Source organism: Tolumonas lignilytica, from assembly GCF_000527035.1.
Lineage (GTDB): Bacteria > Pseudomonadota > Gammaproteobacteria > Enterobacterales > Aeromonadaceae > Tolumonas > Tolumonas lignilytica.
This window is the reverse complement of the sequence record NZ_AZUK01000001.1, coordinates 2,115,480-2,129,490: the sequence shown is the minus strand read 5'-3', so window position 1 is coordinate 2,129,490 and position 14,011 is coordinate 2,115,480. Positions and strand designations below refer to the sequence as shown.

Sequence of the window (14,011 nt, the reverse complement as noted above, 5' to 3'; positions counted from 1 at the left end):
TTAAGGAATGAAGCGGCTTTTCCAGTCTGCGACTCAAGGGGGAACCTATGCGAACGCATCCAACCATATCCCGATGTCCCGACATTATTGCTATGTCTTTCGTCAGCCAGCATCCCGCCTATTTCCTGCCTGCGCCGTTCCATCAGCGTTTGATTATTCCTACAACGACATGACGGTCGTTACCCATGTCATCAAAATGACTTTTGTTGTCGGTTAAAACTCATACATGACGTGTATCTCGCAAGTGACAAGGGTGTTTGCCTGTTAAAGACAAACAAGAAAGCGTATGGCATTACCTATGATTGGCGTGATCTGCTGTCATTGGCAGATCAAAGATGAACGCTATTTCCATCTGGCAAGTGATCAGTATGTAGATGCCGTCCGGGTCGGTGCCGGCGGTTTTCCGCTGTTGATCCCGGCACTGCAAGAGCGTCTGCCCGTTTCACAATTACTCTTAGCGCTGGACGGCCTGTTGTTTACCGGCAGTCCATCGAATATTGAACCGCATCACTATGGCGGTTTACCGCTGGATAATGATTTCAACGATCCGATCCGGGATGCGACTACCTTGCCGTTGATCCGGGCGGCGGTGGCGCAGGGCGTGCCGGTTTTGGGCATCTGCCGTGGTTTTCAGGAAATGAATGTCGCCTTCGGCGGCTCGCTGTATCAAAAAGTCCATGATGAACCGGGCATGTTGGATCACCGCGATATCGGCCATAGTGCCGATGAAAAATACACCCGGCTGGCTCATGTTGTCCGTTTCAGTGATAACGGGCTGCTGACCCAATGGAGCGGCCTACACGAAGCTGCTGTCAATTCCTTGCATCATCAGGGCATTAAAACCCTGGCCCCCAACCTGAAAGTGGAAGCGGTGGCACCCGACGGTTTAGTCGAAGCCTTTAGTGTCCGCGATACGCCCGGATTCAGTTTGGCCGTGCAGTGGCACCCTGAATGGCGTCATCAGGAGAGTGCGCTGTCGCGTGCTATCTTTCAGGCATTCGGCAACGCCTGTCGCGAACGTCATGCGCATCGCAACGGACTGGAGGATGAACTATGAGTATCATCAGTGACTGGATGCGTGAACACCGCATTACCGAAGTGGAGTGTATTACCCCGGATTTCACGGGCATTGCCCGCGGGAAAATTATCCCGAAGGAGAAATTCAGTGAAGAAGAAGGCATGCGGCTGCCGCAGGTGGTGCTGGCCCAGACCGTCACCGGAGAGTATGCCGATAACATCATTCCGAATACCGATCCTGACATGATCCTGTTGCCCGATCCCAACAGCCTGCGACTGGTGCCGTGGGCGAAAGATCCGGTCGCCCAGTTGATCCATGACTGCTTCCATTTTGATGGATCCCCCGTAGAGATTGCACCGCGTTATGTCTTAAAGCGTGTATTGGCACTTTATGATGAAATGGGATGGGAACCGGTGGTAGCCCCGGAAATGGAGTTTTATCTGGTGGCCGTCAACCGGGACCCCGATCTGCCCTTACAGCCGCCAGTGGGTCGAACTGGTCGCCCGGAAACGGGGCGAAAAGCCTACTCGATTGATGCCGTCAACGAATACGACGATCTGTTCGAAGACGTCTATGACTACTGCGACATCCAGAATCTACAGATCGATACGCTGATCCACGAGATTGGGGCCTGTCAGATGGAAATCAACTTTCTGCATGGGGAACCACTGGAGCTCGCCGATCAGGTCTTTCTGTTTAAGCGTACCGTGCGTGAAGCCGCGATCCGCAGAAACATGTATGCCACCTTCATGGCAAAACCGATGGAAAATGAACCCGGTTCCGCAATGCACATTCATATGAGCATCAAGAATAAAGCTACCGGCGAGAATGTGTTTTCTAATGCCGACGGCCAGGCCAATGCGCATTTTTACCATGCCATCGGCGGTATGCAGAAATATCTGCCGCAAGCCATCGCGCTGTTCGCCCCGTTCGTCAATAGCTACCGGCGTTTAACCCGTTACTGGGCCGCACCTATCAATGTGCAATGGGGCTATGATAACCGCTCCTGCGGGATACGGATCCCTCATTCCACCCCGGCGGCACGCCGCATTGAAAACCGATTACCCGGTGTCGACAGCAACCCCTATCTGGCACTGGCCGCGACACTGGCCTGCGCCTATCTGGGGATCAAAGAGCAATTATCGCCTTCGGAACCACTGACCACCGATGCGTATGGTCTGCCCAGTGTCTTTCCCCACGATCTTGATGAGGCGGTGAGTAATTTACGCCGCTGTGAAGCGATTAAGGCCGTGTTAGGCGAGCAGTTTGTCGAAGCCTTCTGTGCGGTAAAAGAAGCCGAATATATTGAATACAAACGGGTGATCAGCCCATGGGAACGTAAGCATTTGCTCTTACACGTTTAGTCCCACACCGAATCGGAGCGCCCATCATGAACAATCCGCTTATTTATTCGACCACACCGCGTAATGGCAATCCCGAAACCCAGCGCTGGCAGGCACTCGATGCCGCCCATCATCTGCATCCTTTTTCTGATGCCGCTTCACTGAATGCCAAAGGTAGCCGGGTGATCACTAAAGGGGACGGTGTTTATCTTTATGATTCTGAAGGCCATAAAATCTTCGATGCCATGTCCGGGCTGTGGTGTGTGAATGTGGGCTATGGCCGCAAAGAACTTGCTGATGCAGCCTATCAGCAAATGATGGAATTGCCGTTTTACAACACCTTCTTCAAAACCACGCATCCCCCAGTGGTGGAACTTTCTGAACTGGTCACGAAAGTGGCGCCGCAGGGGTTTAACCATATTTTCTATACCAACTCCGGCTCAGAAGGCAATGACACCGTGATCCGGATGGTTCGCCATTACTGGGCCTGTCTGGGTCAGCCAAAAAAGAAAGTGATCATCTCCCGCACCAATGCCTATCATGGCTCCACCATCGGGGGCGCCAGCCTGAGTGGCATGAATTACATGCATGAACAGGGCGACCTGCCGATCCCAGGCATTGCGCACATAGAACAGCCCTACTGGTACGCAAATGGCGGGGAGCTATCACCGGAAGAATATGGCATCAAAGCCGCTCGGGCACTGGAGAACAAGATCCTCGAACTTGGAGTGGAGAACGTCGCCGCTTTTATCGGCGAACCGGTACAGGGCGCTGGCGGCATCATCATTCCGCCCACCACCTATTGGCCGGAGATCCAGCGGATCTGTGGTCACTACGGCATCCTGCTGATTGCCGATGAGGTGATCTGTGGTTTTGGTCGTACCGGTGAATGGTTTGGCAGCGATTATTACGGCATCAAGCCGCACCTGATGACCATCGCTAAGGGCCTCTCTTCGGGTTATATGCCGATTGGCGGCGTGTTGGTCCATGACAGCATTGCGGAAGTCTTGATGGAGGCAGGCGATTTCAACCACGGCTTCACCTATTCCGGCCACCCTGTTGCTTGTGCGGTTGCAGCAGCCAACATCCGTCTCCTCCAAAGAGAGCGCATCATTGAAAAAATGAAAAGTGACGTGATGCCCTATGCCCATCAGCGTTGGCATGACGCGTTCGATGATCATCCTTTGGTCGATGATGTCCGTTGTTTGGGCTACTTTTTCGCCGTCACCCTGGTGGAAGAAAAAGCCAGCCGGAAACGGTTCGCCCATGGTGATGCACTGGCACTGCAATGTCGGGATGTCTGCTTTAAGAATAACCTGATCATGCGAGCCACCAACGACAGTATGATCTCAGCCCCGCCACTCATCATGACCCGGAAACAGGTTGATGAATTCGTGGATCTGGCTCGGCGCTGTATTGACGAGTTTCAAGAGCAATTAGCCCGTCGCTAAACAAAAGAGCCACCTAGTGGTGGCTCTTCGTATTTACTCTGCCGGTTATTGGGCGACTGGCTGATACCCAATCTGTGCATTCAGATCTTCACTCAACACCTGTGCCACCTCGTGTAACTGCGCTACTTCCTGCGGTGTACAAACACTGACCTTACCGTTGTCCTGCGTCTGGCGCACGACTTCGATCTGATTACCCTTCTGTGTGTATTTGGCGATATAACGGAAACGTCCGCGGACAATATCCTGATCCTGAGGTAAAAAATTCACCTTCAAATTATCGGGCAAATGAATCGTTGTTTTTTCCATCACAGAGGCCGGATGACAAACACGTTCCAACTGACGCATTGGTGCCTCGGTCAGATACAGATAGTCCACCAGATTCACCGGTGCGGCAAAACCGGCAGGAACAGGGAACGCACCATAATGTTTCATCGGCATATTGTTACTCAGATGGTAGTCTGAACTGATTTGATAAGAATCATTTGGCGCATAAGGGTCACTTTTATGCAAAATACCGCTGCCCCGTTGCAAACCGAAACGCAGATGCTGTTTCACAAACTGATCTTCACGATGCGGATCAATGCCCAGCACCATGCCGCGTAATGCCAGATTAAACGCGCCAGAGGCATGGATTTTGGTTTCACCCGTCCATTTACCAGCACTATTCAGGTCAAAATTGCTAGAGATCTGCAATGCATCATTCTGTGTAGTCGTCAGTGGAGTGGTTGCCAATGTCCCGTCTTCGCGTAACACCGGTTTTCCGCTGTCATCAAAAGGCAGCGAACCAAATGGGATCAGCTCCGCTGTCGCATCCAGATAAGTTTTCATCTCAGGCACATATAAGATGGCATGGTTAAAACTGACGGAATTAGCCACTTTGGCACGGTAAAAACTATTGCCCAGATTAATTAACACCTGCTGACTCGGAATGTCTTTCGCCGCCAACAAGGCCTGCAGTAATGTAGCTTTATCTTTGCAATCACCGTAACGGTTTTGCAAGATATCTTCCGCTTTGTGCGGCACGACGCCACCGTTACCCAACCAGATCCCCACGTAGCGGATGTTCATCCTCACCCAATCGTAAAGCGCCTTCGCCTGTGCATCGCGATCCGTCTGGCCAGCCGTAATTTTATCCGCCAGTTGACGAATCGCCGGAGTTGGCAACGCCTTATCCACAACGCCAGAATGGTAAGCATCTGCCAGTTGTTTCCAATCAGCGAAAGAACTCATGACAATTAACGGCGCATAATCAACGGCAGAAACGTAATCATCGCCGTGAATTTGTTTGGCCTGGGGCTGACGATAACTCCAGTAATAATGGCGCATCCCATTTTCTTCTGTCACTTTCGCCGCTTTCCAACCGCGAACATCCAGTTTTAATGCCGGCATAGAAACAGGCTGAGATACCGAAACTTCGGCCAGATCAACCACGACGGACGGGTTCACCGACTCCGTTTCCGTAAAGTGGTTCTTAAAGGCGCCTTCCGTTACCTTCAGTTTGGATTGCAACACCACCTGATCGCCCACTTCGACATCGGGATAGGCAAAAGAGCGATATTTGTAATCAGAATATTGGGGTGCACCCTGCGCAGCCGGATCTTCCTGCGTGAAAATCTTGTCATTGCTCACCATCAGCTTCCGGCCATCGGCTTTTTGGGTATAGGCATGGATATCAGTGTACTGCTCCCGCTTGCTACTGAAACCGAGGCTATCGCTCGCAACCATCTCAACCCCTTCTTTCGTCAGCGGCTGGATAACTTGCTCTTCTGTTTTAGTGTAAGAGCCGTCGGCATTTAACTGATAATTCACCTGTGAATGAACAATCTTCAACAGTGGTGAAGTATTGTCCTCTTCCGCGTGTACCACTTGTCCGCAAACAAGCAAACCCACAAAAATGCCGAACTTGTATTTCATGTTGCGATCCTATTACTACTGGCCTGTCGCTATATTAACCTACTCAATCTTTCATCACTATGCTCATTTTATGAGCAAGTATTCAGTCGAACCAAATTAATGTTAATTTAATGCAACTTTGTTAAGTTAATCACTATCTGCTTAAATAAACACATCTGGTCTTTCGTTCGTAACGGAGTCATCTATGGAATTTTCATCAGAAAAAGTCAAAGTTTGGGATATATTTGTGCGTATCTTCCACTGGACAGTCGTTACGCTGTTTTTCTGTAACTATGTGCTGTCTGATCGAGGAATGCCATTTGCGCGTGGCAATACTCTGCATCGTTATGCCGGCTATATCATTATCGGTTTTGTATTAGCGCGTCTGGTGTGGGGCATCATTGGTACGAAGAATGCCCGCTTCAAAAACTTCATCCCTAATCTCACCGAATTTAAAAATTACATGCGTGCCATGCTGCGGGGAGAACATCCTTACTACGAGGGGCACAATCCGGCTGGCGCCGTTATGATTATCTGCTTGTTGAGCGGGCTATTGCTGACCGGTCTCACAGGCTGGCTGGCAACATTGGGTGACGCGATCGATGGCTGGCAGGCCACCGTGGCCTCTGCCACCGACTTCATCAACTGGGGCGATGTACACAGCTTTTTTGCCAATCTGACCATGCTGGGGGCCGGTATCCATATCACGGCCGTAGTGGTAGTCAGCCATTTGACCCGCGAAAATCTGGTGCATGCCATGCTGAGCGGTTACAAGAAAAAACCGAAATAACCGTATTAACTGACAGGGGAAAAATCACCGTCGGATTTTTCCCCTGATCAGGTGCAAATTACTGCACCCTGCCAGAAATCATGCACATGCCACGAAACTGCTTTAATAACAATATATTACGCGATAAATGCGTAACAACTCATTGCCGTCTTTTTCCAGCCACAGCCTCAACATATTAGCACTGACATTATAAAAACCATTTAATATCATGTGGTTATAAAAATAAAATGGGTTGGCACACTCCCTGCCTTCTATGTCGCATGCCAATTCCGGCATATCACTATAACGATATTAGGAGCACTAACATGCCAACTCCCGCGTATATGACCATTAACGGCGAAAAACAAGGACTGATCACAGCCGGTACCTTCACCGAACCTTCTGTCGGCAATATCTATCAGGAAGGACACGAAGATGAAGTATTAGTACAGGGGTTTGAACACCAGGTGGTTCTTCCTCGTGACCCACAGTCAGGTCAGCCATCAGGTCAGCGCGTCCATAAACCGGTCAAAATCACCAAGGTATTCGATAAAGCATCACCGTTGATTTATAACTCATTAACCTCCGGCGAACGTCTGCCCAGCGTGAAAATCAAATGGTATCGCACCTCTGCCGCGGGTACTCAGGAGCATTACTACACCACCGAACTGACCGATGCCATCATTGTTGATGTTCAGGCTCGCATGCCAAATTGTCAGGATCCGGCTCTGGCGCATTTCACTCATCTCGAAGATGTCTACATGACCTATCGTGCCATTAAATGGACTCACGAAGTATCAGGCACTTCAGGCTCAGATGACTGGCGCTCACCTGTCTCTGCCTAAGAAACCAGACGGGCGGATCGCCGCCCGTTGTCAACGCCGCATTGACTCACCTGAAATGCGGTTTGTTTTTTACTGAGGATAGGTTGCATGTGGTTTCTTTCTGCCAATGATGCACAATTTCTATTTTCGATTGATGGTTGTTCCGCAACACTTGGCGTTGCTCGATTTTCCGGTCATGAAGCACTCGGCTCTAATTATCAATTTGAAATTGACATCGTCAGTGATTCAGAATCACTCGATATCAATGCCTTACAGCACCAGACCGCCTGTTTGACACTCCAAAGCCCGGCAGGGCCACGCTATATCCATGGTGTGGTGTTAGGGGCAGCTCATCTCAAACAGGACGATCGTTATCAACACTACCGGTTTCATCTCGGACCACAAACACAACTGCTGGAATATCGAACCAACCAGCGTATTTTTCAAACGCAATCTGTCATCGATATTATCCGGGCAGTCTGGCAGACCTCAGGATTGAATCCTGACGCTATCCGTTTCCAACTCAATAAACCCTTTTCTCCGTTAAGCTACTGTGTGCAATACAATGAAACCGACATGCATTTTATTCAGCGTCTGTGTGAGTTTCATGGCTTCTTCTATTATTTTGAACATTCGGCCACCCAGCACATCATGGTCTTTGTGGATGGCAAAGAAAATTGCCCTAAAACCGATCCGGTTAGTTATCAGCCAGACACCGGGCTGAATCCGGACAAGCCGGTACTCCATCAACTGGATTGGCAATTTCAGACAACAACTGATGGGGTAGAAATCAGAGAATATGATTTTACCCGCCCCACATTCAGTCTGACCGCACAAACCCGACCTTGCTTATCGGAGTGGTATGAATATGCCACCCAACAGGGCTCGCAACAGCAAGCAAGCTCGCGTGCTACCCTGTTTCTGGATCAGCAACAACATGAACGTCAGCGTACCTATGCATCGGGCAACATCCGTAGTGTCTGTCCTGGCGATTTCTTACCTGTAAGCGGGCATCCGCTGGCAGACTTAAACACCGACTGGCTGGTGGTGAGTATCTGGCATAGCGGTGAGCAACCACAAGTCTTGCAGGAGTTAGCAAACGGCCACAGTCACTATCAAAATCAGTTGGTGTTACATCATAGAGATGTCCCTTTTTTTCTCCCTCGAACACATGACAAACCCTCGGTCATTGGTTTTCAAACAGCACTGGTGACAGGTCCGGAACAGCAAGAAATCTATACCGATGAATATGGCCGTATCAAAGTCCAATTTCACTGGGACAGAGCCGACACCGATGATGAAAAAAGCAGTTGCTGGTTGCGTGTGGCACAAGGCTGGGCCGGTGCTTCTTATGGCCAATATTTTCTGCCCCGGGTTGGGCAGGAAGTCATTGTCGCTTTCCAGGAGCAGGATATTGACCGTCCACAGGTGATCGGTTGTGTTTACAACGTCGCCAACACGTCTCCGGTGTCATATCCGGCGAACCATTCTCAAAGTGGTTTCCGTTCGCGCTCCAGCCCTGGGGGTGATGGTTTCAATGAGCTTCGTTTTGAGGATAAAAAAGGGAAAGAGCAAATTGTGCTGCACGCGCAGCGTAACTGGTATCGCAAAGTCAAACGTAACAGCCGCACTGATATCGGTGGTCATGAACATCTGTGGATTGGTAGTGAGGATAAACGCCAAATTGCCGGTGCAGAACATCTGACGGTCGATAAAAACCGGCTGTTTGAAATCACTGGCAATCAGGAGCTGCATGTTATGCAGAACAAACACCTGCATATCGACCATAAATGGCTGACGAGAATTGATCAGGAACTGCATGTCAAAGCAGGGCAAATGATGATTCTTGAAGCGGGTTCAGCGATGAGTTTTGATGCCGGAGGCAGCACCTTACTGATTAACAGCAACAGCATTCAACTGCAAGGGCCTAGCATCCGCATTAATTCTGGTGGAGCAGCATCGCCCGCTCACTCACCATCTCTGGCAGACACGTTACTGCCGACCACCCTGTGCGAAAAATAATCAAAAAACACAAGATAAGAACAGGAAAGAGCATGGGGAAAAAACAGCTGATTGCAGACACACTATAATAATGCTGAAAGGCTAATAAATACGTGTACGGTTTACTTAAATTCACTTCTTACGTAATCAGTGGCATATATGAGCAAGATGAAATCCATCGTCACAGATCTACTGAATGAATCAGATGTGTTATTGCTAGGGCTATTGAACAACCCTTTATTTGGTGTTTATCTGATCCAGCGTGAGCATTTTATTTTTGTGAATCAGCGGTTCGCCGACATGCTGGGCTACACCCAAGACGAATTATGCACCAGTAAAGGCCCTCTTGATGTAGCGATGCCAGCAGACCAACCCATAGTACAACGTGAAATAGATCGCCGTTTACGCGGCGAGATCAGTTCCAGCAGCTACGTTTTTCGTGCAGTCCGTAAAAATGGCTATATGTTTGAAATTGAGGTGTATGGCTTCGTAACCCAGTTTGCGGGGCAACCCGCCATTATTGGTATTTTGCATGATATTTCAGAACGAAAAAATGCGGAACGGAAGGTGCTGGATCAACTGCATTTCATTGAAAAACTTGTAGAAACCATTCCAAATCCGGTTTTTTACAAAGATGAACAGGGCCGTTACCTCGGTTGTAACGCCGCTTTTGAACATTATATTGGCTATGACCGACATTATCTGACTGGGCGTACCGTTTACGATATATCGCCTAAAGACTTGGCCGATATCTATTTTGCCGCCGATAAAACACTGCTTGAGCATCCCGGCACACAAAACTATGAAGCCTCTGTAACCTACGCTGACGGCAGCAGACATAATGTGGTTTTTTATAAAGCAACCTTCAATAAAAGTGATGGCAATCTTGGCGGGCTGGTGGGCGTGATCCTCGACATCAGCGAGCGTAAACAGATGGAGGAAACCATCTGGCATGACGCTAACTATGATGCCTTAACCGGTTTGCCCAACCGTCGCCTTTTGCAAGATCGGTTAAACGAGGAGTTAAAACGAGCTCACCGCAACAATCATCAATTAGCGGTATTGTTTATTGATCTTGATCGTTTCAAAGAGATCAACGATACGCTGGGACACAATGAAGGCGATAAGCTACTGATCCAGGCCGCTCAACGTATCCGGACCGTGCTGCGAATTTCAGATACCGTTGCGCGACAAGGCGGCGATGAATTTATTGTAATACTGCCTGACATCTCAGATACCGCCATGTCGGAACTGGTTGCCAAAAGAATTATCAGCTCATTAACCATGCCTTATGACCTGAACGGCCAGCAAGCACACATCTCTGCGAGCATCGGTATTGCCTGTTATCCCGATGATAGCTCAGAAATGGAAACCTTGATCCGTTATGCCGACCAGGCCATGTATGCAGCCAAATCTCTCGGTCGCAGTCGCTTTTGCCTCTTTGCCAGTGCCATGCAGGCACAGACGCTTCGTCGTCTTGAAATAAGCAGCGCATTACGGCAAGCCATACTCGAAAACCAGTTTGAAATGTATTATCAACCCATTCTTGATATCCCCACGGGCCACATCCTCAAGGCTGAAGCCTTGATCCGCTGGAATCACCCGCACCTGGGTGTGATCGGCCCGATCGAATTTATCCCCATCGCAGAAGAAATCGGTTTGATCGGTGAAATCAATAACTGGGTGTTTGAACAGGTCATCAGTGCAATAAGCCTTTGGCAAGCACAACAACCTCAGCCCATTGAGGAAGACGCAACAGATCACAACGCGCTACAGATTAGTATCAACATTTCAGCAAAACAATTTATGACGGATACGGATAGTTATTGGCTTGATCATCTGAAGCAGATGGGAGTCTCGACACAGTCATTGATTCTGGAAGTTCCCGAGGATTTATTACTTGATGATCGGCCCGATGTCATTCAACGTCTGCTCTTGTTTCGTGAAGGCGGTGTGTCTCTCAGTATTGATAATTTTGGCAGCAGCTATTCTGCCATGTCTTATCTTAAAAAATTTGATGTTGATTATTTGAAAATTGATCGCTCATTTATCAGTGAATTAGCTGAGAACCCCCGAGATCTGACCATCATAGAAGCCATCATCTCCATGGCTCACAAGCTGGGTATACAAGTCATGGCCCAAGGAGTTGAGACTGCACCACAGCATGACTTACTACGTCAGATTGAGTGTGATTATGTACAAGGCTTTTTATTTGCCAAACCAATGCGGCTGCTTGATTTTCTGCATTTCGTGGTGACACCTCATGCGTAAATGGCATCCGGCACAGGCCAAGGCTGCAATAAAAAAGCGAGCCCGAACAGCTCGCCTTATAACTTAAGGAAGGAGCTTAACCCGCCGTAGCATCGACCACGGCATAGCTTTTCATGACATCACCATCGAATCTCAGTTCAACCACTTTTTCAGCGTTGGACGTGTTCTGTCCAAATGCTTTAGCAACCCCGGTAATCGTGCTCAATTTTTTGTTAACGCTGTCCATGTCGTATGTCCAGACATCCAGCGAATTTTCCTTCACGGTTGCTTTCGGTTCGCCCAGGCTCGCCTTCACTTGTGCTTTGGTCGTGACATTTTCCTGAAATTTCGTTTTCAGTAATGCCGTTACCGCTTGATCAGCAGACACGCCTGAGCTCTTCGCTGAGGTGATCGCCGTAGCCGTATCCGTGACGGCATCCAGCAATCCCGCATGCACTACACCTGTCATGACCAGTAATGATCCCGCAAAAATAATTTTTTTCATTGATATATTTCCAGTTAATTTATCCAGGCTCAGAAAAAAAGCCGACGCGAATGTATAGAATTCATAATGATTGGTCAAATGAATACTGAGACTCAATAATGTCTTCTTGGGGTTGTCTGATGAATAAAAATAAATTACTGGTGCCTCTTCCTTGGCTGTTACTGGATATGGCGGGTATTTTGCTGGTCATGTGGGGAGGAATGGAATATTTCGGCTGGTTACATCTGTGGCCTGCAGCCTGGCACTATCCTTACTATGAGTTGTTACTCATGATGGTCGGTTTCTTTATGATGACGCCTTATCAGGTTATGTTATTGCTGGCCGTGATGCGTAAGATTCAAGAAGTGAAAAAAACACAGCAGTAATGGATTTATTCCACATCAATTTCATTCCCAACTGGACAGCATCACATCCTGCAGGCAAAGTGCAGGATTGTGAATAAAGTAAGCGGTATCATTCCGATTTCTGATAGTCAATTCGCTGTAAACAGGGCATTACGATGAAAAAGAATAAACCCATCACCACCGAAGACATTCTGATCAAGCTATGTAATTCAGTAAAAAACGTGCTCTCCACCGCCGCACAAACCCCCATAGATTATTCACCGATGATCCAACGGATCAGTAAGACCAGCTTGAAACCAGATATTGGCTGTTTTGTGTTATTTGATGGTGCTTTTTCCGGGTTAGTCGTGATCAACTTTACCGCCGATGCAGCACTGGAAGTCTATCAGAGCTATTTGATGCAAATGGGTATCCCAAAAGAGGAGTTGGCAACCCAACATACCTCGGATGAAGTCGGGAACGTCATGGGTGAATTGATGAACCAGATCCTGGGTGACTTTACCGGCAAAGTGAGCCATGAATTAAAAACCCACATCACCCAAAGTCAGCCGAAAATGCTGACCATCAATAAACAGGTTCTGCTGTCTATCGATACGAATCTGGATCGCCCGCAGGCACGCCGAGTGTCGTTTTATACCGGCAAAAACAATATCTTCTATCTGGAGCTGGCGATTGATAAGACTGAATTTCTCCAGTTACATGATTTTGAGACTGACCAAGAACTGGATCCGGATGCCATTTTGGCCGCTGAAGCCTCAAAGCAAGACACGATTGAGAGTAAAGACACCTATACCAATGCCAACAGTGATTCCGATGATCTGTTAGCCTCACTGGGTTTATAACTCTTCATTTCGCACTCCTCCTATCATTGGGGCTATGCTGTAGTCTGTGATAACATAGCCCTTAAATCATTTTTTAGTCAGGACTGCGACTTTGGACACACCGCTGCTGAATTTTCGTAAGGTGCATTTTGTTACCAGTGCACCAGACATTCGTCATCTACCCAATGACGGTGGCATTGAGATCGCGTTTGCCGGTCGTTCCAACGCAGGTAAATCATCTGCACTGAATGCTCTTACGCAACATCGACAATTAGCCCGTACCAGTAAAACACCGGGACGTACCCAGTTAATCAACCTGTTCGAGCTCGAGCCGGGTAAGCGGCTGGTCGACCTCCCTGGTTATGGCTATGCGCAAGTTCCGCTGGATATGAAGTTGAAATGGCAGGCATCACTGTCGGAGTATCTGCAACGCCGCGAATCATTGAAAGCCCTGGTGCTGCTGATGGATATCCGTCATCCGCTCAAAGATCTGGATTTACAAATGCTGGAATGGGCTTCCAACAGCGATCTTAAGATCCTGGTCTTGCTGACGAAAGCAGATAAACTGAACCCGGGGCCGCGGAAAAACGTCGTCCTGCAGGTACGTAAAGCGACTCAGGTATTCGGTGATAATGTGCTGGTTGAAGCCTTCTCATCGTTGAAAGGAACTGGCGTGGAAGAGGTCACCCGTATTCTTTCAAAGTGGTATCAGACAGAAGATACTCCAGAAGATTTACCTGAAGAGGAATAATCTGACGCCGATAGCGAAAGCCATCGGCGTTTTTCTTTCGG

General features: G+C 48.6%; 13 protein-coding genes. 11 read left to right on the top strand and 2 right to left on the bottom strand.

Translation table 11 applies throughout. The features are described 5' to 3' along the window. Window positions 1-7 precede the first annotated feature (7 nt). The 4 genes from H027_RS18825 (at window position 8) to H027_RS0110000 (ending at window position 3,812) form a co-directional block, all read left to right on the top strand. Entirely contained in the window at window positions 8-217 is a 210-nt protein-coding gene (locus H027_RS18825; protein ID WP_152536713.1) for a hypothetical protein, read from the top strand. Window positions 218-286: 69 nt separating this feature from the next. Then, window positions 287-1,057 (top strand): gamma-glutamyl-gamma-aminobutyrate hydrolase family protein, encoded by a 771-nt coding sequence (locus tag H027_RS0110010; protein WP_024872317.1) that lies wholly within the window; start codon window positions 287-289, stop codon window positions 1,055-1,057. Further along, window positions 1,054-2,382: a glutamine synthetase family protein gene (locus H027_RS0110005; RefSeq protein WP_024872316.1), complete on the top strand. Its 1,329-nt coding sequence runs from the start codon at window positions 1,054-1,056 to the stop codon at window positions 2,380-2,382. Before H027_RS0110010 ends, H027_RS0110005 begins: the two co-directional genes overlap by 4 nt. A 26-nt stretch (window positions 2,383-2,408) precedes the next feature. Then, window positions 2,409-3,812: an aspartate aminotransferase family protein gene (locus tag H027_RS0110000; RefSeq protein ID WP_024872315.1), complete on the top strand. Its 1,404-nt coding sequence runs from the start codon at window positions 2,409-2,411 to the stop codon at window positions 3,810-3,812. A 45-nt stretch (window positions 3,813-3,857) separates the two neighbouring features. Here the strand turns inward: H027_RS0110000 and H027_RS18365 are convergent, their stop codons facing one another. Then, entirely contained in the window at window positions 3,858-5,726 is a 1,869-nt protein-coding gene (locus H027_RS18365) for a DUF3857 domain-containing transglutaminase family protein (protein ID WP_024872314.1), read from the bottom strand. Between the two features lie 184 nt (window positions 5,727-5,910). Here H027_RS18365 and H027_RS0109990 point away from each other — a divergent pair, with 184 nt between their 5' ends. The 4 genes from H027_RS0109990 (at window position 5,911) to H027_RS0109970 (ending at window position 11,570) form a co-directional block, all read left to right on the top strand. Further along, window positions 5,911-6,495: a cytochrome b/b6 domain-containing protein gene (locus H027_RS0109990; protein ID WP_024872313.1), complete on the top strand. Its 585-nt coding sequence runs from the start codon at window positions 5,911-5,913 to the stop codon at window positions 6,493-6,495. A 305-nt stretch (window positions 6,496-6,800) separates the two neighbouring features. Continuing rightward, complete coding sequence (locus H027_RS0109985) at window positions 6,801-7,319, top strand: Hcp family type VI secretion system effector (RefSeq protein WP_024872312.1); 519 nt, start codon at window positions 6,801-6,803, stop codon at window positions 7,317-7,319. Window positions 7,320-7,406: 87 nt separating this feature from the next. Further along, complete coding sequence (locus tag H027_RS0109975; RefSeq protein ID WP_024872311.1) at window positions 7,407-9,320, top strand: type VI secretion system Vgr family protein; 1,914 nt, start codon at window positions 7,407-7,409, stop codon at window positions 9,318-9,320. 138 nt (window positions 9,321-9,458) lie between these two features. Next, a complete protein-coding gene (locus tag H027_RS0109970) occupies window positions 9,459-11,570 on the top strand; it encodes a sensor domain-containing protein (protein ID WP_051448976.1) in 2,112 nt (703 codons plus the stop codon). A 76-nt stretch (window positions 11,571-11,646) separates the two neighbouring features. Here the strand turns inward: H027_RS0109970 and H027_RS0109965 are convergent, their stop codons facing one another. Continuing rightward, complete coding sequence (locus H027_RS0109965) at window positions 11,647-12,054, bottom strand: hypothetical protein (RefSeq protein ID WP_024872309.1); 408 nt, start codon at window positions 12,052-12,054, stop codon at window positions 11,647-11,649. A gap of 119 nt (window positions 12,055-12,173) precedes the next feature. Here H027_RS0109965 and H027_RS0109960 point away from each other — a divergent pair, with 119 nt between their 5' ends. The 3 genes from H027_RS0109960 (at window position 12,174) to yihA (ending at window position 13,970) form a co-directional block, all read left to right on the top strand. Continuing rightward, a complete protein-coding gene (locus tag H027_RS0109960; protein ID WP_152536712.1) occupies window positions 12,174-12,419 on the top strand; it encodes a hypothetical protein in 246 nt (81 codons plus the stop codon). A 134-nt stretch (window positions 12,420-12,553) separates the two neighbouring features. Continuing rightward, complete coding sequence (locus H027_RS0109955) at window positions 12,554-13,240, top strand: DUF3334 family protein (RefSeq protein ID WP_024872307.1); 687 nt, start codon at window positions 12,554-12,556, stop codon at window positions 13,238-13,240. 91 nt (window positions 13,241-13,331) lie between these two features. Then, window positions 13,332-13,970, top strand: coding sequence for a ribosome biogenesis GTP-binding protein YihA/YsxC (gene yihA / locus H027_RS0109950; protein ID WP_024872306.1), 639 nt, complete (start codon window positions 13,332-13,334; stop codon window positions 13,968-13,970). The last annotated feature ends 41 nt before the right edge of the window (window positions 13,971-14,011 follow it).

Coding starts and splice junctions, on each gene's coding strand:
- H027_RS18825 (WP_152536713.1), top strand. CDS start 8: ATGAAGCGGCTTTTCCAGTCTGCGACTCAAGGGGGAACCTATGCGAAC.
- H027_RS0110010 (WP_024872317.1), top strand. CDS start 287: ATGGCATTACCTATGATTGGCGTGATCTGCTGTCATTGGCAGATCAAA.
- H027_RS0110005 (WP_024872316.1), top strand. CDS start 1,054: ATGAGTATCATCAGTGACTGGATGCGTGAACACCGCATTACCGAAGTG.
- H027_RS0110000 (WP_024872315.1), top strand. CDS start 2,409: ATGAACAATCCGCTTATTTATTCGACCACACCGCGTAATGGCAATCCC.
- H027_RS18365 (WP_024872314.1), bottom strand. CDS start 5,726: ATGAAATACAAGTTCGGCATTTTTGTGGGTTTGCTTGTTTGCGGACAA.
- H027_RS0109990 (WP_024872313.1), top strand. CDS start 5,911: ATGGAATTTTCATCAGAAAAAGTCAAAGTTTGGGATATATTTGTGCGT.
- H027_RS0109985 (WP_024872312.1), top strand. CDS start 6,801: ATGCCAACTCCCGCGTATATGACCATTAACGGCGAAAAACAAGGACTG.
- H027_RS0109975 (WP_024872311.1), top strand. CDS start 7,407: ATGTGGTTTCTTTCTGCCAATGATGCACAATTTCTATTTTCGATTGAT.
- H027_RS0109970 (WP_051448976.1), top strand. CDS start 9,459: ATGAGCAAGATGAAATCCATCGTCACAGATCTACTGAATGAATCAGAT.
- H027_RS0109965 (WP_024872309.1), bottom strand. CDS start 12,054: ATGAAAAAAATTATTTTTGCGGGATCATTACTGGTCATGACAGGTGTA.
- H027_RS0109960 (WP_152536712.1), top strand. CDS start 12,174: ATGAATAAAAATAAATTACTGGTGCCTCTTCCTTGGCTGTTACTGGAT.
- H027_RS0109955 (WP_024872307.1), top strand. CDS start 12,554: ATGAAAAAGAATAAACCCATCACCACCGAAGACATTCTGATCAAGCTA.